The sequence below is a fragment of the Sorangium sp. So ce381 genome, assembly GCF_051473845.1.
GTDB classification, from domain to species: Bacteria; Myxococcota_A; Polyangia; order Polyangiales; family Polyangiaceae; genus Sorangium; species Sorangium atrum.
In genome coordinates this window covers 10,492,501-10,511,904 of the sequence record NZ_CP150336.1, presented here as the reverse complement: position 1 = coordinate 10,511,904, position 19,404 = coordinate 10,492,501, and the positions used below count along the sequence as shown (strand labels likewise).

At 72.1% G+C, this 19,404-nt stretch carries 14 protein-coding genes; 7 read left to right on the top strand and 7 right to left on the bottom strand.

Translation table 11 applies throughout. The annotated features are described in order from the left end of the window. Positions 1-79 precede the first annotated feature (79 nt). Complete coding sequence (locus WMF29_RS39460) at positions 80-637, top strand: hypothetical protein (protein WP_437325237.1); 558 nt, start codon at positions 80-82, stop codon at positions 635-637. Positions 638-756: 119 nt separating this feature from the next. Further along, positions 757-1,068 (top strand): hypothetical protein, encoded by a 312-nt coding sequence (locus tag WMF29_RS39455; RefSeq protein WP_437325236.1) that lies wholly within the window; start codon positions 757-759, stop codon positions 1,066-1,068. A gap of 54 nt (positions 1,069-1,122) precedes the next feature. On the opposite strand, the gene WMF29_RS39450 is transcribed toward WMF29_RS39455, so the two are convergent. Beyond that, positions 1,123-2,520 carry a cytochrome-c peroxidase gene (locus WMF29_RS39450; protein ID WP_437325235.1) on the bottom strand — a complete coding sequence of 466 codons (1,398 nt, stop codon included), beginning with the start codon at positions 2,518-2,520 and terminating at the stop codon, positions 1,123-1,125. Positions 2,521-3,020: 500 nt separating this feature from the next. On the opposite strand from WMF29_RS39450, the gene WMF29_RS39445 reads away from it, so the two are divergent. Further along, positions 3,021-5,780: a serine/threonine-protein kinase gene (locus WMF29_RS39445; protein WP_437325234.1), complete on the top strand. Its 2,760-nt coding sequence runs from the start codon at positions 3,021-3,023 to the stop codon at positions 5,778-5,780. A 5-nt stretch (positions 5,781-5,785) separates the two neighbouring features. Further along, a complete protein-coding gene (locus WMF29_RS39440; protein ID WP_437325233.1) occupies positions 5,786-7,642 on the top strand; it encodes a PEGA domain-containing protein in 1,857 nt (618 codons plus the stop codon). Positions 7,643-7,661: 19 nt separating this feature from the next. On the opposite strand, the gene WMF29_RS39435 is transcribed toward WMF29_RS39440, so the two are convergent. After that, complete coding sequence (locus WMF29_RS39435; RefSeq protein ID WP_437325232.1) at positions 7,662-8,192, bottom strand: FHA domain-containing protein; 531 nt, start codon at positions 8,190-8,192, stop codon at positions 7,662-7,664. A gap of 297 nt (positions 8,193-8,489) precedes the next feature. Between WMF29_RS39435 and WMF29_RS39430 the strand changes: the two genes are divergently transcribed. Further along, the gene (locus WMF29_RS39430; RefSeq protein WP_437325231.1) at positions 8,490-10,436 is read left to right on the top strand and encodes a ribonuclease R family protein; all 1,947 of its coding nucleotides are present in this window, start codon (positions 8,490-8,492) and stop codon (positions 10,434-10,436) included. Positions 10,437-10,455: 19 nt separating this feature from the next. Here the strand turns inward: WMF29_RS39430 and WMF29_RS39425 are convergent, their stop codons facing one another. From WMF29_RS39425 to WMF29_RS39410, 4 genes are all read right to left on the bottom strand, one after another. After that, positions 10,456-12,351 carry a hypothetical protein gene (locus WMF29_RS39425; RefSeq protein ID WP_437325230.1) on the bottom strand — a complete coding sequence of 632 codons (1,896 nt, stop codon included), beginning with the start codon at positions 12,349-12,351 and terminating at the stop codon, positions 10,456-10,458. 16 nt (positions 12,352-12,367) lie between these two features. Then, complete coding sequence (locus WMF29_RS39420; RefSeq protein WP_437325229.1) at positions 12,368-14,518, bottom strand: protein kinase domain-containing protein; 2,151 nt, start codon at positions 14,516-14,518, stop codon at positions 12,368-12,370. A 108-nt stretch (positions 14,519-14,626) separates the two neighbouring features. Next, complete coding sequence (locus tag WMF29_RS39415) at positions 14,627-16,018, bottom strand: ABC1 kinase family protein (protein ID WP_437325228.1); 1,392 nt, start codon at positions 16,016-16,018, stop codon at positions 14,627-14,629. Between the two features lie 42 nt (positions 16,019-16,060). Further along, a complete protein-coding gene (locus WMF29_RS39410) occupies positions 16,061-16,399 on the bottom strand; it encodes a DUF3634 family protein (RefSeq protein WP_272102678.1) in 339 nt (112 codons plus the stop codon). A gap of 244 nt (positions 16,400-16,643) precedes the next feature. On the opposite strand from WMF29_RS39410, the gene nadA reads away from it, so the two are divergent. After that, complete coding sequence (nadA, locus tag WMF29_RS39405) at positions 16,644-17,603, top strand: quinolinate synthase NadA (RefSeq protein WP_272102679.1); 960 nt, start codon at positions 16,644-16,646, stop codon at positions 17,601-17,603. A gap of 21 nt (positions 17,604-17,624) precedes the next feature. Here the strand turns inward: nadA and WMF29_RS39400 are convergent, their stop codons facing one another. Next, complete coding sequence (locus tag WMF29_RS39400) at positions 17,625-18,458, bottom strand: hypothetical protein (RefSeq protein WP_437325227.1); 834 nt, start codon at positions 18,456-18,458, stop codon at positions 17,625-17,627. Positions 18,459-18,616: 158 nt separating this feature from the next. Between WMF29_RS39400 and WMF29_RS39395 the strand changes: the two genes are divergently transcribed. Then, positions 18,617-19,162, top strand: a complete 546-nt coding sequence (locus tag WMF29_RS39395; RefSeq protein WP_437325226.1) for a DUF4920 domain-containing protein — start codon at positions 18,617-18,619, stop codon at positions 19,160-19,162. Positions 19,163-19,404: the final 242 nt, after the last annotated feature.

Sequence of the window (19,404 nt, the reverse complement as noted above, 5' to 3'; positions counted from 1 at the left end):
CTGCGACGACGTGGATCATGGCGCGCAGTCAAGCCCTGGGCACGATCTTGCTTGGTGCGTCGCGATGAGGTGGAACGACATGGCTACTCTCTCGACGTCTGCATGGGTGCTTCATGAGCTCGGTCTGGCCGCGGGGTTCGGCGGTCCCCTCTTCGGTCGGCTGGCGTTGCGCCAGGCGGTCAAGGATATCCATTCCGAGGCCGAGCGGGGCAAGGTGCTCTCTGACGCCTGGCAGCGGTACAACCTCGTCAATGCGATCTCGCTCGGCACCGCCGCGGCCACGTGGTTCATCGGGCGGACGGTGATCTCGGGGCGATCGATCGACCGTGAGACCCGCGATCTCGTGCGCTTGAAGGACATCCTCCTGGGCGCGACGCTCGCCACGAGCATCGCCAGCATGGTGGGCGGACAGCAGATGCGCGAAGAGGCGCCCGACCGCGCGGTGCCCCTCCTCAAGGAAGACGAAGCGCCGGCGCCGCGCTCGCCCGCGAAGGCCACGGCGCGGCAGCGGCTCCTCGGCGTCATGGGGCCGCTCAACATCGCCCTCACGGCGGGCGTGATCGGCGTGACCACGGTCCTCGCCATGAAGTCCGGTCGTTCGGCGAAGTGGAGCCTCCTCTCCCGGCTGCTGCCTTGATCTGCGCCCTCCCGGGAGCTGTCGCCGGAGCGAGCCGGCGCGCCGCCCAGGCGGCCGCCTACTGGCGCCCACCTGGGCCCCGCCGGCGCGCGGCGTCGCTCTCGTGATACGTTGGGCAGATGAAGGTAATGACAATGATGGTGCTCTCCCTTATCGCCCTGGGCTGCAGCGACGAGCACGGCGAGGAGGAGGGTTGCCCTGAGCTCTGCGAGCAAGCCGTGGAGTGCCCGGGGGACGCCACGACGGAGCAGAGCTGCCTCGCGATGTGCAGCGCCGATACGGAGGCCGCCGAGGAGGCTGGTTGTCACGACGCCTGGGAGTCGTACCTCGAGTGTCGCAACCACGCCGAGGACAGCTGCGATCCCGCGAAATACGACGAGGAGTGCAGCATCCAGAAGGAGTCGCTGAGCAGCTGCCTCGACCGCAGCTGAGCCGAGGTGCCGGCGGGCGCTCGACCGGGTGAGCGCCGCCTGCCGGGCCCGCGGTCACTCGAAGCGGTGGACCTCGCGCCCGCTCGGGAGCTCCTCCGGGATGAGCGCCTCGAGCCGCTTCGGCGTGGCGCGCGGGTCGAGCAGCGCTTCTCCCACGAAGGCGCAGAGCCAGCTGATCTCCTCCTCCGTGAGGTCGATCGGCTGCTCCAGCAGCGGGTCGACGGCGGCGAGGACCGGGGCGAGCGGGCCCATCTGGCCCCGCAGATCGCGGTCGAGGTGCTTGTTCGTGTACTCCGTGGCCGACGTGTAGACGTCGAGGTGGTGGCGGATGGCGCCTTCCAGCGACGTGAACGAGCCGTTGTGGAAGAACGTGGGCTGGAGGGCGACGTTGCGCAGCGGCGCGGTCCTGAACTTGTACCGATCGGCCGGATTGCCCGTGACCTGCTCCAGGCCGAAGTCCTCATCGGCGTTCGGGCCGTCGAAGACCACGTTCGAGTGCGCCGGATCGTCGGTCGGCGCGATCTGCGGCACGCCGATCGCGTGCTGCTGGAAGTCGCTGAACATCTCGTTCGACTCCCCCGACACCGCGTGGCACCGGACGCACCCCGCCTCGCCGAAGAAGAGCAGCGCGCCGCGCTTCTGCTCCAGCGTCATCGCGCTCCGGCGGCCGCGGGCGAACCTGTCGATGGGCGCGTCGGCGAACGTGAGCGACATCTCGAACTCGGCGATGGCGGCCGCGATCATCTCGTAGGTGACGTCGTGCCCTCGCTTCACCGCCGGGAAGCTCTTGGCGAACCGCTTGCGGTACGCCTTCACGTCGTTCACGCGCTCCGTGACCTCTTCGCGCACGACATCGTGCGACGGCGGCGCCTCGTACCCGGTCATCTCGGTGACCTCGGTCGGCGGGATGAACGCCTGGGCGTTGAGCAGGTGCGGCAGGGAAGAGAGCGACGTCCCCTCCGGCGCGGTGAACGAGAACCCCTGGCTGTTGTCGAAGGGGTCGCCGGACACGGCGAAGAACCGAGAGTTCCACATCAGCGTGGGATAGAAGGCCGTGTTGATGATGGTGGGGGCACGGCGCTGGTTGCGCGGCCCTGTGCGGTGCGGCCCGACGACGCCGTTATTGTCGATGCCGATGGCGATCGACTGCGTGTCGGCGAAGCCCGCAGTCGGCGCGTGGCATCCTGAGCACGAGTTGTCGTCGTTCAGGCCGAGGAGGCTGTCGAAGAACAGGTCACGCCCGAGCTTCGCGAGCTTCTTGTCGAGCTTCCGCCCGAGCCGCGACTCCAGCGTCGACTCGATCTCTCCGGTGAAGCCGTGCCGGGCGAGCACCTTGGCGAGCCGCTCATCGACGGAAGGGCCCTTGGCGTGCGCCGGCCGCGCCAGGACGAGCGTGAGGACGAGAAAGGCCGTCAGGGCGGCGAGCGCGCGCCCGAGGGATCGCAGGGTCATGGTGCCTCCAGCTCCCCCGGCGGGGGAGGCGCACATCGGGGTGCGCGCTTGAGATCAACCAGTCCTGCTCAGATCCTGACCGAGCGGCTGTGAATCGGATGATGGGAATCTAAACTCGCGAGCTTTCGATCGGCAAGACAAATTAGATAAATATTCCATGATTCAAAGGGCTTACTGCGTGACCTCCCGTGTCCTCGCGTATCCCCCCGTGTTCTTGCGTGTCCCCGCGTGTTCTTGCGTATACCCGCGTATCCCCCCGTGTTCTTGCGTGTCCTCGCGTGTCCCCCCGTGTTCTTGCGTATACGGCGGTCCGTTCATCGCATTATCTGCGGTTGTCGCGCCTACATTCGGCGGTCGCGCCGCGGCGCGGCGCGCGTGGCGTCGTTGTAGGTGCGTGGCCGGCGCTCCGCGGCGGTGCGGCGCCCTCGCGCAGCGCGCCTCCGAGGTCGCGTGGCACTCATGCTTTGTGGGGCGCGATGGGCCGTCGTATGCTTGAGGACATGGGCCGGACAGCACCTCTGGCGGATCCGACGGCGCTCGTGGGGGGCGCGCTCACCGGCGGATATCGGATCGTCCGCGTCCTCTCCGCGCAGGGCTTCGGTGTCGTGTTCGAGGCCCGGGGCCCCTCGGGTCGCCGCGTCGCGCTGAAGGTCTTGCGGCCCGAGGTCGTCACCGAGGACACGCTCTCACGGCTCACCCGCGAGGCGAGCGTCACCGCGAAGCTCGACAACGCGCATGTCGTCCCGATCGTCGATGCCGGCCACGACCTCGAGCGCGATCTCGCCTACCTCGTGATGCCGCTGCTCGACGGGACCGACGTCGCCGCCCTGCTCGCCGAGACGGGGCCGCTCGCGCCCGAGGTCGCCGTGCGGATCGCGCTCCAGGCCGCCGCGGGGCTCTCGGCGGGGCACGCCGCGGGCCTCGTCTACCGCGACGTGCGGCCGCCGCGCATCTTCCTGGAGCACCTCGCGAGCGGAGAGATCCTCGTCCGCGTCTTCGGCTTCGGGCTCTCGAAGGGCTGTGACACGGCCACCTCCGCCCCCGGCAAGGCGGCGAGGAGCACCGGTCCTCTGCGCGAGGAGTCGGGGCCGCGGGACCGCTCCGCGGACGTGCGGGGCGACGTGTTCGGCCTCGCGGCGACGCTCTACGAGATGCTCTGCGGCGTCTCGCCGTGGGCCGAGCTCGACGTCACGGCGGACACCGCCGAGCTCGGCCCGGCGGACACGGCGGCGGACGCGCCGGCGCCGTCCCTGGCGCAGTTCCCGTCGATCCAGGACCGCGCCCCGTGGATCGAGGCGCGCCTCGCGACCGCGCTCTCGCTCGCGCTGCACAGCGACGTGGACCGGCGCTACCCGTCGATCGAGGCGTTCGCCGAGGCGCTGCGCGCCGCGTCGGGCAGCGAGGAGCGCATCACCATCGACATGCTGACGCCGCTCGATCCCGAGCTGCGCGAGGCCATCGCCGAGCGCGCCGGCGCCGAGACCGATCCGCTGGTCGGCCGCGAGCTCGGCGGCCGGTACGCGGTGCGCCGGCTGATCGGGCGCGGCGGGATGGGCGCCGTCTACGAGGCGGAGTCGCCCGAAGGGCGGCGGGTGGCGGCCAAGGTCATCTTCAAGAGCGCCGTCGGGCAGGACGACCACGCCGTGCGCCGCTTCATCCGCGAGGCGCGCGCGGTGACCGCGATCCAGAGCCCGCACGTGGTCAAGACGTTCGAGCTCGGCATGGACCTCACGCTCGCGACGCCGTTCATCGTCATGGAGCTCCTGCACGGCGTCGACCTCGCCAAGCTCCTCAGGATGCGCGGGCCGCTGGAGCCGGAGCCCGTCGTGCGCGTGTTCATCCAGGCCGCGCGCGGGCTCGCGGCCGCGCACGCCGAGGGGATCGTGCACCGGGACATCAAGCCGGCGAACCTCTTCCTGCACGCGCCGTTCGAGGGCGCGGCCCAGCGCCCGTCGACCTCGATCGCGCCGCCGTCGACCCGGCGCGGCCCGCTCGCGTCGGCGCCGCCGTCCACCCAGCGCGGCTCGCTCGCTGCGGGGCCGCCGTCGGTCCGGCGCTCGTCCGGCTCGGTCCGCCCGCCGCCGTCGGGCCGGCGCCCGTCCGGATCCATCCGCCCGCCGTCGTCGAGCGATCGCAGGATCGTGGTCAAGGTGTGCGATTTCGGCATCGCGAAGCGCACGGGGGACGGCGTCTCGCACGAGCTCACGCGCGCCGGCGGCGTGCTCGGGTCGCCCATCTACATGTCTCCCGAGCAGGCGAAGATGGCGAAGGACGTCGATCACCGCTCCGACATCTGGAGCCTCTCGGTCTCGCTCTACCAGGCGCTCTGCGGGAGCTGCCCCTGGGATCCCGACGCCTCGCTCGCCGAGCTCCTGCTCGCGATCTGCACCGAGCGCGTGCCGCCGCTCTCCGGGGCCGCGCCGTGGGTCTCCCCGGCGCTCGCGGCCGTCGTGCACCGCGGCCTCCAGCGGGATCCTGCGGAGCGCTGGCAGAGCATGGAGGAGCTCATCGCCGCGCTCGAGCCGCACGCGGAGGGCTCCGGCGCCGTCACGCTGGAGCAGCTGCGGGGCATCGACCCCGAGCGGCGCGCCGGCGCCACCCCGATCTCCGCGCTGCGCGAGTCCAGGCTCTCGCGATCGGTCGACGGGGAGGAGCGCTCCATCGGCGGCAGCTCCTTCACCGCGGTGAACGCGCCTTCCGGCGCGACACGGCGGCGCTTCGTCGGGGCGGCGGTCACGATGATCGCCCTGGCCGCGATCGGCGGCGGCCTCGCGCTTCGCGCCTCGACGGGCGACGAGCGGGGCGCGTCGCCAGCCGCGCCGAGCGAGCCCGCGCTGCCCGTCGCGGTGGCGCCCGCGCCTGCGCCGGCGCCCGCGTCCTTCACCGCCGTCGTGACGCTCCCGAAGGATGCGACGGCGCGGGTCAACGGCGCGGCGCGCTCGGTGAGCGATGGCCGGCTCGACCTGACGGGCAACGCCGGCGACACGTTCGAGATCGAGGTGACCCGAGGCGAAGCGACCACGAAGGGGACGGTGTTCATGCTGAGCGACGGCACGATCCGCCCCGATCGCATCGATCTCCAGCCGCCCGCGCCGGCCTCTGCGTCGGTCGCGGCCTCCGAGCCTGCCCCGCGCCGTGACAGGAAGACCCGCGCTCCGCGCGGCGCTCTTCCCGTGGCAAACCCTGCCACGCCCTCCGCCACGGGGGCGCCTGCGGCTCCGCCGGCTCCGACCGCGGTGGTGCCGGTCGACCGGTGGTGAGACCGATGTCGCGCGCCCATCGCGCCCTGCGGCGCTGCCTTGCGGCGTACGCGCTCGTCGTGGCGAGCGCGGCGCCTGCGTCTCCGGCCCGCGCGCAGCCCCCGCCAGCGGCTGTCCCGGGCGCGCCACCCGAGCCGCCTGCCACAGCGCCCGCGTCGCCCGCGTCGCCCACGTCGACCGACGAGGCGCTCGCCCGGGCCAAGGCGCTCTTTCAAGAAGGGAACGAGCTGCGCAAGATCGGCGACTTCCAGCGCGCGCTCGAGCTCTACCTGAGATCGCGCCAGGTCGTCGCGTCGGTGCCCAACACCCTCAACGCCGCGTTCTGTCTCGATCAGCTCGGGCGTTACGACGAGGCGCTCGAGCTCTACGAGACGCTGCTCACGGAGCTCCGCGCGGAGCTCGGCGAGCCGGAGCGCCGGAGCGTCGCGTCCGCGATCGCCACGCTGCGAGCGCGGATCGGCAGCGTCGTCGTCTCGTCGAACGTCGACGGCCTGGTGCTCATCGACGGGAGGTCGCGCGGCCGGCTCCCCCTCGCTGGCCCGGTCCGGCTGCTCCCCGGGGATCACACGCTCCGCGTGGTCAAGGACGGCTGGCACACGTTCGAGCGGATCCTGACCGTCCGCGTCGCCGAGACCACGTCGGTGGACGCGAAGCTCGATCCTCTCGCGAGCACGGGCCGGCTGAAGATCGAGGACGAGCGGCTCGTCGGCGCCGATCTCACCATCGACGGCGCGCTGATCGGCCAGCTGCCGTGGGAGGGCGCGCTCGCGCCTGGCCCGCATTTCTACTCGGTGCGCAAGGGCAATTTCGGCTCTGCGCCCCGCGAGGCGAGCGTCATCGCTGGGCAGCTCGCCGTCGCCACGGTCGAGGCGGGGCCGCTCGGCGAGGAGGTCCGCGTCGTCGCCCAGCCGCTGAGCGCGGAGCTGACCATCAACGGCGTCCCGGTCGGCAAGGGGCAGTGGCGCGGGGCCCTGCCGCTCGGGCGCCACACCTTCGAGGCGCATGAGCCGGGCTATTTCGCGCGCACGCTCCGCGCGACCGTCGACAGGACGACGACGGGCGACATCGTCCTGCCGCTCGCCATCGACGACGCGCACCCGCGCTGGGGTCGGAGGGTCGGCATCTTCCGGCTGGAGGCGACCGGTGGTTATGCCTTCGCCTCGTCGCTCGAGAGCGACGCCGAGCGGAGCTGCGAGAGCTACAGCTGCTCGGGCATCTCGCGCCCGTCTGGCGTCCTGGCCGGCGTGCGCGGCAGCTACCAGTTCCCGATCGGCGCCGCCATCGAGCTCACGGCCGGGTACCTGAGCCTCCGCACGACGCTCGATCGCTCGCTCGACGCGACGTACGCCGCTCCGGGCGGGGGCAACGGCAGGCTCCCCATCCGCTACAGCTTTCACGACGACATCGGCATGGCCGGCGTGACGGTGATCGTCGGCGGCAGCTATTATTACGGGCTGTCGTCGTGGCTCGACGTCGGCGGCGCGCTCGGGCTCGGCGTGGTGCTGGCCGAGATGAGCGACGAGGTGACCGGCACGGCATCCGACGCGGAGAGGACCGTCGGCGTGGCCGTGCAGAACGCGGGCAGGGCCGTCCGCGCCGCCGCCCCGTTCGCGATGCCCGAGCTGAGGCTGCGGCTGAAGCTCGGGCGCCTCAGCGCCAGCGCGGGCCTCGGCGTCGGCTTCTTCCTCGTCGACGGCCCGCCGCTCGAGACCGGCAACACCTACGTGGTCGGGGCCGCCGAGTGCGACGCGGCGCACCCCACGGTCGACTGCGCGCCGGGCAAGAAGGTCGTGTTCGAAGAGCTCGCCCACGGCACGTTCACGATGTTCTTTCCGAACGTCTCCGTGGGGTACCGGTTCTGAGCGCCGCCGCGCGCGGCGCTCACCGGTTCGCCTGATCCCTCGCGAGGCGCGCCTGCTCGCGCACGAGGTCGAAGAGGGCCGCCGCATCGAGCAGCGACGTCGTGAGCCGGCCGAACTGGATCACGTCGCCCACCGCGACCTCCTGCGGCTCGCTCTCGGAGAGCACCTTGCCGTTCACGCGGGTCCCGTTCTGCGAGCCGTTGTCGATGAGCACGAGCTGCCCCTGCTCGTTCCGCCGGAAGTGCGCGTGCAGCTTGGACACCGAGGGGTGGCGCAGCACCACGTCGCAATTGCGCGTGCGGCCCACCGAGATCTGGTCGAGATAGGGATTGCCCTTCGCCTTGACGAGCTGGAACACCTCGCTCGCTGGACCGGGCGGAGGCGGCGGTTTCCGGTGCGCCGCCGGCGATGCGGCGACCGTCCGGAATGCGATCTGCTGGTTGTCCGGACCAGCCTCGGACACCACGAGGAGCAGGTTCGTCACCTGGCGGACGAAGCGGTCCCGAGGCATCACACGCGCTAGCTCGATGATGTCCCCTGCGTCTTCCACGATGTGCCGAGTATAAGCCGATCCGGCGCCGCGGACCGTCCACGGAGGCACTTTTGCCTTGGCGTCGCGCCCACGCACGGGGTCCCGGCGCACGTGGAACCGCGATGCCGCCCGCACGTCGTCGCAGCGCCGCGCGAGGCACCCTGGGCCCCGAGTGCATCTCCGCATGCAGCGCGCGAGGCAACGGCGTCGCGCCGCTGCTTGTTTACCGTGTTGCAATAATTCTGTGACATCAATGCGGGCTCGGCGGGCAGCTTGTGCTCGAAAGCGCCGGGATCTGGCGTACCTTCCGCGCCTATGCACGCACCCGTTCGTGGACGCATCTCGGTCAACCCCCGTGGCTTCGGGTTCCTGAACATCGAGGCCTCTCCGGAGAAGGCGGGGGGGCCGGGCAGGCCGGGCTGGGCTGCCCTCGGCTCGGCGACCGCCTTCATCGCGCCGCCCGATCTGAACCCGTTCCTCGACGGCGACGTCGTCGACGCGGTCGTCGTCGAGGCGGAGCCGGGCCGCTTCAGCGCGTCGCAGCTCGCCCTCGTCCAGCGCGATCGCGCCGAGCTCTTCGGGACGGTCGTATCGCACGCGAAGCGGCCGCACCTCCGGGTCGATCGCCTCGTCTCCAACACGGACTGGCCGTTCAAGCCGGGCAGCGCCGACGACCTCCCCGAGGGCGCCGCGGTGGTCGCCGTCATCGAGGGCGCGGCGGTCGTCCCGGCGCGCGTCGTCTCGTCGAGCGCCGACCTCGGCATCGAGCGTTGCCTCGCCCGCAACGGCGTGCGCGCCGTGTTCCCGGGCGAGGTCCTCGAGGCGTCGCGCGCGGCGGTGGCGGCGGTGTCGGTCGAGCGCGAGCTCGCGCGCGGCCGCCGCGATCTGCGCGACGTCATCACCGTCACGATCGACGCGCCCGTCACCACGGACATCGACGACGCCGTCTCCGTGCTGCCCGCCGGGCCCGACGGGGCGCTCCGCGTCCTCGTCTCGATCGCCGACGTGGACGCGTTCGTCCCCGAGGGCTCGCCGCTCGATCTCGAGGCCCGCGCCCGGGGCACGAGCGTCTACCTGGCCGGCCGCGTCATCCCGATGCTCCCCGACGCGATCTCCAGCGAGGCGGCGAGCCTGCTCCCGGGGGTCGACCGGCTCGCGGTCACGGTCGAGCTGCGCATCGACCCCGAGGGGGGCATCCGGTCGATCGATCTCCACGAGAGCGTGATCCGCTCGCACGCCCGCCTCTCGTACGACGCCGTCGAGGAGTTCCTGACGACGGGCCGCTCCGCCGGCATCCCCGAGGCGGCCCGGCCGGTCGTGCGCTGGCTCCGCACCGCGGCCGCGCGGCTGTCGACGGTCCGCGCGGCGCGCGGCGGCGTCGAGCTCGATCGCGAGGAGGCGTACGTGACGCTGGACGCCGAGACGCGCGAGCCGACCGGCGTCTCGCCGCGCTCCGACACGGGCGCGCACCGCCTCATCGAGCGGCTGATGGTGGCGGCGAACGAGGCCGTGGCCAGCTGGCTCGTGGCGCGCGGGCTCCCCTGCATCTTTCGTGTCCATGACGAGCCGACCGAGGATCGCATCCGCGCGCTCGAGCAGTTCGCGCACAACTTCGGCGTCGAGGCCGGCTTCGGCGCGCGCCTGAGCCCCCTCGGCCTCGCGGCGTTCGAGGCGCAGTACAGGGGCTCCGAGCTCGCGCCGGGCATCCGCACCGTGCTCGGCAAGGCGCTCGGCCCTGCCCGGTACACGGCCGCCGGAGGCCTGCATTTCGGCCTCGGCGCCCCGCTGTACCTGCACTTCACGTCCCCGATCCGCCGTTACGCCGACCTCGCCGTGCACCGCGTGGTCAAGCGCTACCTCCAGGGCCACCGCGACCAGCGCGTCGACGCCGAGGCGCTCGCGTCGCTCGCCCACCACCTGAACGCGCGCGCGCGCAGCGCCGCCAAGGCCGAGACGGAGCGGCACCGCATGCTCGTCGCGCGCCTGTTCGCCTCCCGCGTCGGCGAGGAGATCGAGGGCAACATCGTCTCCATCAAGCCGTTCGGCCTCGTCGTCCAGATGCTCGAGTCCGGCGCGACGGGCACGATCGCGCTGGAGGCGCTGCCGGGCGGCCCTTATCGGATCGACGTCGCCGCCCAGGCGCTGGTCGGCGCGAGCCGTCGCTACGGCGTCGGCGAGCCGATCCGCGCCGCGATCGCGGCGACCAACGAGGAGCTCGGCCGCGTCGACCTCGTCCCTGCGGGCGCTCGCGGCGCCCCGTGACCGGGGCGCCGGCTCCGGTCTACGGCGACAGGAGCACGACGAACGCGTCGGTGCCGTTCGCCGTGTGCTCGCCGAGGCCGAAGTCGATCTTCCCCTCGGCGGTGCCGCAGAGCGCGATGACCTTCGTGCTCGGCGCGATGGCCGCCGCGTTCGACTTCTGGTTGCCGGCGGCGCCGAGCACCTTCCCCCAGAGATGGTTGCCATCGGCGTCGAGCTTCGCCACGAAGGCGTCGAAGCCGCCGCCGCCGGGCAGCGGCCCGCCGCCGAGGTCGACGACGCCCTGGACCGAGCCGGTCACCACCACGCCGTTCTCCGTGTCCGTGGCGATCGACGTGCTGTCCTGCGTGCCGTCTCCGGCGAACCACCGCGCCCACACGGGCACGCCGTCGGGGGCGAGCGACGCCACGAACGCCGTCTGCACATCGTTGGCGGGGAGCGTGCCGGCCGGTCCGAAGTTGAGCTCGCCCATGTACGTCCCGGTCACGAGCACCGCGCCCGAGGGAGCGACGGCGATCCCGGTGCCCGCCTGCGACGCCGTGTCTCCATAGTCCGAGAGCCAGGCGCCGTTCCCGCCGCTGTCGAGCTTCAGGACGAACAGGTTCGGCCCGAGCCCGGTGTTCTTCACCTGCCGGGAGCCGACGGTCAGGGTGCCGTTGTACCGGCCCGTGACGAACACGCTGCCGTCGTTGCCGACGGCGGCGCTGGTCGCGAACTGGTTCTTGTCGTCTCCATAGATCCTCGTCCACACGACGGCGCCGAGCGGATCGTACTTCCGCACGAAGATGTCGGTGCCGCCTTTGCTGGTGGCGCAGATCGGGTCGCCGCCCGGGACGGGCGACGCCGCGCAGAGCAACGATCCGCTGAAGTAGCCGGCGATCACGATGTTTCCGGCGGGGTCCACCGCGATCGAGCGCAGCGTCTGATCCGCCGCGTCGCCGAGCTGGCGAGCCCAGCCTTGCTCGCCCTTCTCTCCGCTCATCGTGACCACGAAGGTGTCGAGCGCGTTGACGCTGCTCAGCGTCGTCCCGCCGAACGTGAACGAGCCGTAGAACGTCCCGCCGAGCACGAGGTTGCCCTCGGGCGTGACCGCGAGCGCGTTGAGCGTCTCGGCGCCGCTGCCGCCGAACCTCACGCTCCAGCGGTGCTGTCCGGAGGGGTCGAAGCTCGCGACGTACACGTCGGAGGTGCCGATGCTGACGAGGGCGCCCGTCTCCTTGCCGGTCAGGTTGATGGTCCCCGAGAAGGTGCCGCCGATATAGATGTTTCCCTGCGCGTCGACGCCGACGCTGGTCGCGCTCTGGGTGTTCTGGTCACCGTAGAGGGCGGCCCAGAGCGGCGTGCTGCAGGCGAAGCCGTCGCAGTCCTCGTCGGTGTCGTCCGTGCACGTCTCTCGTTGCGGGGTGACCTGGCCGCCGCATGGCCGCCATGACGTGCCCGAGAGGTCGCACATCTGCAGCCCCACCGCGCAGAGCCCCACGCCGCTCGTCCCCTCGGGGCCGCTGTAGCAAGTCTTGATCTGGCCCGGGGTGCACACGCACCCTGCGTCGGGCTCGTTCGTCGCGCCGTCGCAGTCGTCGTCCACGGTGGTGCTGCAGTCCTCGGGCCTCGGGACCACGGCGCCTTCGCACTCGCCGAAGCTCTGGCCGTCTGGCTGGCACCTCCGCACGCCCGCCGCGCACACGCCGACACCCTCGGTGTCTGCCGGGCCGGGATAGCAGGGCTGCACGTCGCCGACGCTGCAGAGCGGCGCGCCTCCACCGTCGCCGCCTCCACCGTCGCCGCCGGCGTCGGGACGTGGGCCGATCGGCACCGGGTCCGAGCACGCTCCCGAGAGCGTGAGCACCAGCGCAGACCCGACGAGCATCGATCGCGCGCGCGGGGTTGTCCTCGTCACCATGAGGGGGCGGAGCTCCATGTTCGGCGATCTGGCTTCAGTCCTGGCGTGATTTTCTCGTCCGCTGCTTCTTCTTGGTCAAGTCGATGATGAACGTGCTCGCGGGCGGCGCGCTCGCCGGAGCGTTCGGCGCGTCCGGGCGCATCGTCTCTGGCTCGTTCACGTTGCTCCGCGCTCCTGGCTCGTTCGCGTTGCTCCGCGATTCGTCGGTGCTCTCCGACGACGGGGAGAGCTGGGTCGGCCCGGCGCTCGCGCTCTGGGCCGGCAGCAGATCGTGCCGGACCGCGTCGTTCTGGGATTCGTCGCGGAGCGCCATCCAGACCGCGAGCACGCTCACGATCACGAGCGCCACGCCGCCGAGCGCGAGCGGGATCACGAGCTTCGGCGGCAGCCTCGGCTGAGCGTGGCGCGGCGCCCACGCGGCGGCCGGCTGCTCGCCGTAGGGCGCGCTGGCGCTGTGCTGCGGCGCGGGCGCGCCGTAGGCCGAGCCGGTGTTGTGCAGCGACGAGCCTGTGTTGTGGAGCGAGGCGGGCGCGCCGTGCGGCACGCCGGCGCTGTGCCGCGAGGCGGGCGCGCCGTAGGCCGGTCCGGTGTTGTGCAGGCCGGAGCCTGTGTTGTGGAGCGAGGCAGGCGGGCCGTGGGGCGCGCTGGCGCCGTGCGCCGGGGCGAGCGCGCCGTAGGCCGGTCCGGTGTTGTGCAGGCCCGAGCCTGTGTTGTGGAGCGAGACCGCTGCGCTGTGGGGCGCGCTGGCGCCGTGCGCCGGGGCGGGCGCGCCGTAGGCCGGGCCGACGTTGTGCAGACCCGAGCCTGTGTTGTGGAGCGAGGCAGGCGCGCTGTGGGGAGCGCTGGCGCCGTGCGCCGGGGCGGGCGCGCCGTAAGCCGGGCCGGCGTTGTGCAGGCCCGAGCCAGTGCTGTGGAGCGAGACGGGCGCGCTGTGGGGCGCGCCGTGCGCTCCGGCGTGGCCGGCTCCGGTGTTGTACAGGGCCGACGGCGGTCCATTCGGAGCGCCGGGGACGGCCTGCGCCATGCCGGGGTGGCCTCCGTGCGCCTGGGCCGCATCCATGGCGCTCCCGCGCGGAGCTCCGGGCGCCGCCATCGTGGCGGCCTCCCACGAGGACGCCCCGCTGTTGCCTGGGCCGAGCTCCGATCCGATCGCGGGCGCCGAGCCCATCTCGTTCCACCTCGCGCCCGACGGGGCCGCGGGCCGCGGCGGAGGCTCGGCCTGCGCGTCCGACGAGGCGGCCGCCGCCAGGAGCATCGGGGAGAGCTGCGGCGCGCCCGCCGACGGCACGTCGCCCGCTGCGAGGCGCGCCGACGCGTGCGGCGGCGCCGCTCCATGCAGGAGCGCGCGCACGTCGGCCTGCATCGTGCGGGCGTCCGGGTAGCGCCGGTCGCGATCGAACGCGAGCGCCCGGTCCACGACGAGGCACAGCCCGTGCGGCGTCTCCGGCGCGACGCTCGCGAGCGGCGGCGCCGCCATGGTCGCCATCTTCACGAGCAGCTCGGACTCCGTGCGCGCCTCGTGGATGCGCCGCTTCGCGATCACCCGGAACATGGTCGCGCCGACGGCGAAGAGGTCCGCCCTGTGGTCGACCGAGATGCCGCGCACCTGCTCCGGGGCCATGTACGAGACCGTCCCGAGCGTCGCGCCCGTCCGGGTTCGCATCGCCGTCTTCACGCCGTCGCGCATGCGCGCGATGCCGAAGTCGAGCACCTTGAGGCGCCCTGTCTTCTCGACGAAGAGGTTGTCGAGCTTGATGTCGCGGTGGATGATCCCCTGCCCGTGCGCGGCTCCGAGCACGTCGAGCAGCTCATCCATGAGCCGCAGCATCTCCCCCATCTCGATGTTGCCGAGCCGCTGGAGCCGGTCGGCGAGCGACTCGCCGTCCAGGAGCTCCATCACGAGGAACGGCGCGCCGTCCTCGGTCACGTCGATGTCGCGGATCTCGACGACGCCGGGGTGCTGGAACCGATTGACGGCCTGCGCCTCGCGCTCGAACCGGGCGCGCAGGTCCTTCGAGCGCGCCACCTCGGGGTGGAGGATCTTGATCGCCTCGCGCCGCCCGATCTTGTGGGTCGCGGCATAGACGGCGGCCATCCCGCCGATCCCGACGAGGCGATCGATCGTCCATTTGCCCCGCAGGGTCGTTCCTACGCGCCTTTCGCAGGCCGCCCTCTCGTCGTCCATGCCCCGATCGAATGTCACAGCGTGCGGGATCGAGGTCAAGGTGAGAGCCGCGGCGGAAGCGACCTCGGCGCGCCTCTCCGCGCCGACGAGCCTACCAGCGATCCTCGCTCAATCGGGGACAGGGTGCACCCCGTCGCGCACCCAGGGATCGATGGTCCGCCGGAACGCCGCCTCGGTCCGGAGCCCCGCCAGCACGGACGCGAGCCCCCACTGCAGGCGATTCACGAACGTGAAGTCCTGCGGCATCTTCGGCACGTGGGGGATGGTGGGCATCTTCTCTCCCTCCTTGAGGGCGAGCCCCCGGATGCCGCGGGTCAGGTACGCCACGGTCTCGCGCGCCTTCTCCGGGGAGCACTTCCAGGTCCCGTGCGTGCACAGCGGGACCATGAGCTCCATCGTGTAGCTCCGGTAGAGATCCCAGCTCTCGTCGGCCGGGTCGTAGCCGAGCACCTCCACGCACGCCCGGTCGAACTCCTTCCAGTCCGCGTCCATGGCCGCGCGCATGTAGCGCTTCATGCCCTCCACGAGGTCGGGCGGGAGCTGCTTCACGCAGCCGAAATCGAGGATCGTGACGCGGCCATCCTCGTGGAAGCGGTAGTTGCCCGGGTGCGGGTCGGCGTAGAGCCAGCCGTACCGGAGCATCGAGCGGAAGGTGAAGCGCCAGATGGAGAGGCCCGCGCGGTTCTTCGCCTCCTGGCTGCCGCGCTCGCAGAACTCGGCGTAGCTCATGCCGTCGACGAGCTCGAGCGTGAGGACGCGCCTCGTGGTGAGGCTGTGGTGGATGCGAGGGATGTAGACGTCCTCGTCCCCGGCGTTCATGCGCCGGAACAGGTCCGCCATCTCGGCCTCGCGCGCATAGTCGAGCTCGGACAGGAAGACCTTGCGGAGCTCGTCGACGGTCTGCCGGGCGTGCAGCTTCTTGGCGAGGGGCGCCATCATCGCCTCGAGCATCGAGACGCTCTTCAGGTCGTTCTCGATGGCCCTGTCCATGCCGGGGTACTGCACCTTCACCGCGACCCGCTCCCCCGACCTCGTCGTGGCCCGGTGCACCTGTCCGATGCTCGCCGCCGCGAACGGCTCCCGCTCCCACGCCGCGAACACGTGCTCGGGCGGGGCGCCGAGCTCCTCGCGGATCATCTGCTCCGCGGCCTCCGGCGACAGGGGCGGCGCCTTGTCGAGCAGCTTCTTCAGCGTGGCCTGGAACTTCTCCTCGTATCCCGGCGGCGCGAGCCCGTCGATGTAGCTCGCCATCTGGCCGAACTTGAGCGGCAGGCCCTTCATCTCGCCCAGCGTCTTCAGCATCGCCTCGGCGGTCTTCTTGACCTCCTGGGCCATCCTCCGCCGCGCTTCGGCCTCCTCCTCCTCGGTCCGGGTCGCGCCGAGGACGCGCTTCGCGCCCTCGATGGCGAACGGGATCGTGCGGGGCGCGAGGCCGGCGAGGCGCGCGAGGCGCCCCAGCTTGGAGGTCGGCGGATTGTCTCGGGGTTTGTCGTCGGCCATGCGGGACTGACTCGCTAGGGTGGAAATGTCGGCGCGGAGGGGTCATGCGCCCGCGCGGCGCTTCGGGGCCGCGCGGATCTTCGGAACCGGCCACATGGAGACGGTGTTCCTCAGCTGCTGAGCCTGCTCGGGAGAGATATCCCCTTCCACGTGGACCCGGGCGCGCCGGTCCTCGACGACGACCCGCACCGCGCCCCGCCCGACCGGCGCTGCGCGGAGGACGTCCGTGATGTCGTCGAGCAGCCGCTGCGGCATCCGGCCCCGGAGCAGCCGGACGTTGCGCCCCTCGACGCGCACGCAAAATAGCTCATTTGCGCGCAGGAGCGCCACGACGAGCGGCACGACGAGGGCGAGCAGGGCGACGGGGATCAGGAGGGACATGGGTGGCCGCCCACGACGAGAGCTCCTCCCCAGGCCCACCGCGGGCCTCGATCGTGAACCGGTGCCGGCCGTTGTCAACGACGGACGCGGCGGGCTCTGGGGTGCCGGCGGGCGCCGAGCGCCGCGCGGGCTGCGCGAGATGCGCAAGATACGCGAGATGCGCGATGCGACGTGGAGCGCCCGCGAGCTCCGCGCGGCTCGGGGCCCTGGTCAGCGCGCCGCGCGGTGCCTACCTTAGGTAGCCATGACGAGCGCCGCGCCCCAGCCTGCCGCCATCGATCCGCGCCTGGATCTGCACGACGAGATCAGCCGCCTGAAGCGGGAGAGGAACGCCGTCCTCCTGGCCCACTACTACCAGGACGGCGACATCCAGGATCTCGCAGACTTCCTCGGAGACTCGCTGCAGCTGGCCCAGCAGGCGAAGAAGACGACCGCGGACGTCATCCTGTTCGCCGGCGTGCATTTCATGGCCGAGACGGCGAAGATCCTGAACCCCGAGCGCATCGTCGTCGTCCCCGACCTCGCGGCGGGCTGCTCGCTCGCCGACGGCTGCCCTGTCGACCGCTTCCGCGCCTGGCGCGCCCGGTACCCCGGCGCGGTCGCGATCTCGTACATCAACTGCTCCGCCGAGGTGAAGGCGGAGAGCGACTACATCTGCACGTCGTCGAACGCGGAGAAGATCGTCCGCGCGATCCCCGAGGGGCAGGAGATCCTCTTCGCGCCCGACAAGAACCTCGGGCGCTGGCTCGTCGAGCGGACGGGCCGCCCGATGCGCCTGTGGCAGGGCAGCTGCGTCGTTCACGAGACCTTCAGCCTGCGCAAGATCGTCGCGCTGCGCGAGCGCCACCCGGACGCGAAGCTCATCGCGCACCCGGAGTGCGAGGAGCCGATCCTGCGGATGTCCGATTACATCGGCTCGACGACCGCGCTGCTCAAGTACACCACCGCGGACGACGCCCGGAAGTACATCGTCGCGACCGAGAGCGGCATCGTGCACCAGATGCGCAAGGCGTCGCCGCAGAAGGAGTTCATCGAGGGGCCGCCCGAGGGCAACTGCGCCTGCAACGAGTGCCCCTTCATGCGGCTCAACACGCTCGAGAAGGTCTATCTCGCGCTGCGCGATCTCGCCCCGCGCCTCGAGATGGCGCCCGAGCTGCGCGAGCGCGCGCGCGTCCCGATCGATCGCATGCTGGCGCTCAGCTGAGCTCGCCGCGCGGCGCGGCGATCACAGCACGAGGGAGAGCCCGAGGGTCTGGACGAACGAGCCTCGGGTCTGCGGCAGCGCGCCGATGGTGCGCCGCCGCCCCTGGGCGTCGATGGCCTGGCCTTCCCGGGTGGCGTCGCCGCCCCGGCCGAGCACGAAGGCGCCCGAGGTCTCCAGCTCGATCGTGAGCCAGCGGGGAATGACGTCGAACGACACCCCGAGCCCCAGCGGGATCTCGACGTACGAGGCGCCGCGCTCGCGGACGGTGAACTCCCCCCCGGGGTCGGAGACCCGCATGCGGTCGAAGTCGAACCGGTCGTAGCCGACGCCGACCGACAGCCACGAGCGGCCGCGCTCGCCGAGCGGGAGCGTGGGCGCGAGGCGGGCGCCCAGCGCGAGGGAGCGCACCGTGGGCGCGCCGTCCTCGCGTGGCTCCGCCGTGATCGGGCCGGGCTGCGCGAGCGCGCCTGTCTGGAGCGCGAGATCGTGCTCGGCGTGCACGAAGAAGGCGGAGAAGCGCAGGTAGTCGAAGATCTCCCAGCGCGCGTGGACCCCGACGCCGACCGCGGGCTTCAGGCGAATCCCCGTCGGCTGGCCCGCGGCGTCGTTCGAGCCGAACCGGTTGACGAGGGCGATGTCCGGGCCGATCTCGATGTGCCTGGCCCACGGCAAGCGGGTCCGGGGTGGCGCGGGCGGCAGCGGCGGCCGCGGAGGTCCCGGTGGCTGCTCGGCCGGAGCGGCATCCTCGGAGGTCGCGGCGCTCGAGGGCTCCTCGGCGTGCGCGGTCGAGGCGAAGGCGAGCGCGACCGTGCACGCCGCCGTGCCTCGTCCCACGCGGGCGCGAGCGGTTCGCATGCCCGCCCTTGTAGCAGGCTTTGGGGAGCGGCCGAGCCGCCAGCTGCGCTCGCGCCCCCGCCGGCTGCTGCGGGGCCGCCGGGCGCGCTCCGCCGCCGCCGGGGTGCTCCTCCCTGGGCCGGTGGCAGGGGCCCGTCGGGTCGGGCAAACTCGTCCCCATGCGAGCAAAGCCCATCGCCTCCCTGTTCTTCCTGGTCCTTGCGCAGCTCGGCTGTTCCGCCGAGCGCAGGCCCGACGCCGAGCCGGCTCCCGGGGCTGCGCCTCCCGCGACCGCCGAGGGCGCATCGCCGATGCAGGCGTCGGCCTCCGGGATCGCGCGGCTCGAGAAGAAGCAGTTTGGCGCGCCCATCACGGAGAGCTCGACCACGCCGCTGCCGGCGCTCCTGCAGGAGCCGGGCAAGTTCAGCGGAAAGACAGTCCGGACCGAGGGGGTCGTCTCGGCCGTGTGCAAGTCGATGGGCTGCTGGATGGAGATCGCCGACGAATCGGGCAGCGCCCACATCAAGATGGCGGGCCACAGCTTCTTCGTCCCGAAGGACGCCTCCGGTCACCGGGCGGTCGTCCAGGGCAAGATGGTCGCGGGCGAGGCCGAGGAAGGCGCCGCGTGCGGCGCCAAGGACAACTGCCGCGGCGAAGCCGAGAAGCAGACGGGCCGGGTCGCGAAGATCGAGCTCGAAGCGACCGGCGTGCAGTTCCTGGACTGACGGCGCGGACGGGGAGGCGAGCGTCGCCGCTCGCCCCAGGCGCCGTGGGCGGCGAGCCTGGGCTGCCCGGCCTCCGAGGCGACTCTCCAGGCAACCCGAGCGCTCCCTAAAAAAAGTTCTTGCGCATCCCGGCGATGGGACGTAGAAAGCGCGCCCTGTTCGGGACGCGCCGCTTCGGCGGTGGCCCGACGGCGAAGCCCCAGGAGGCCAGCTCGTTCAACGAGCTGAGCGGCTGGGGTCGT

Excerpts from the sequence above, each read along its gene's own strand:
- WMF29_RS39460 (WP_437325237.1), top strand. The coding sequence starts at position 80 with ATGGCTACTCTCTCGACGTCTGCATGGGTGCTTCATGAGCTCGGTCTG.
- WMF29_RS39420 (WP_437325229.1), bottom strand. The coding sequence starts at position 14,518 with ATGGACGACGAGAGGGCGGCCTGCGAAAGGCGCGTAGGAACGACCCTG.
- WMF29_RS39430 (WP_437325231.1), top strand. The coding sequence starts at position 8,490 with ATGCACGCACCCGTTCGTGGACGCATCTCGGTCAACCCCCGTGGCTTC.
- WMF29_RS39425 (WP_437325230.1), bottom strand. The coding sequence starts at position 12,351 with ATGGAGCTCCGCCCCCTCATGGTGACGAGGACAACCCCGCGCGCGCGA.
- WMF29_RS39450 (WP_437325235.1), bottom strand. The coding sequence starts at position 2,520 with ATGACCCTGCGATCCCTCGGGCGCGCGCTCGCCGCCCTGACGGCCTTT.
- WMF29_RS39395 (WP_437325226.1), top strand. The coding sequence starts at position 18,617 with ATGCGAGCAAAGCCCATCGCCTCCCTGTTCTTCCTGGTCCTTGCGCAG.
- nadA (WP_272102679.1), top strand. The coding sequence starts at position 16,644 with ATGACGAGCGCCGCGCCCCAGCCTGCCGCCATCGATCCGCGCCTGGAT.
- WMF29_RS39415 (WP_437325228.1), bottom strand. The coding sequence starts at position 16,018 with ATGGCCGACGACAAACCCCGAGACAATCCGCCGACCTCCAAGCTGGGG.
- WMF29_RS39455 (WP_437325236.1), top strand. The coding sequence starts at position 757 with ATGAAGGTAATGACAATGATGGTGCTCTCCCTTATCGCCCTGGGCTGC.
- WMF29_RS39410 (WP_272102678.1), bottom strand. The coding sequence starts at position 16,399 with ATGTCCCTCCTGATCCCCGTCGCCCTGCTCGCCCTCGTCGTGCCGCTC.
- WMF29_RS39400 (WP_437325227.1), bottom strand. The coding sequence starts at position 18,458 with ATGCGAACCGCTCGCGCCCGCGTGGGACGAGGCACGGCGGCGTGCACG.
- WMF29_RS39445 (WP_437325234.1), top strand. The coding sequence starts at position 3,021 with ATGGGCCGGACAGCACCTCTGGCGGATCCGACGGCGCTCGTGGGGGGC.
- WMF29_RS39440 (WP_437325233.1), top strand. The coding sequence starts at position 5,786 with ATGTCGCGCGCCCATCGCGCCCTGCGGCGCTGCCTTGCGGCGTACGCG.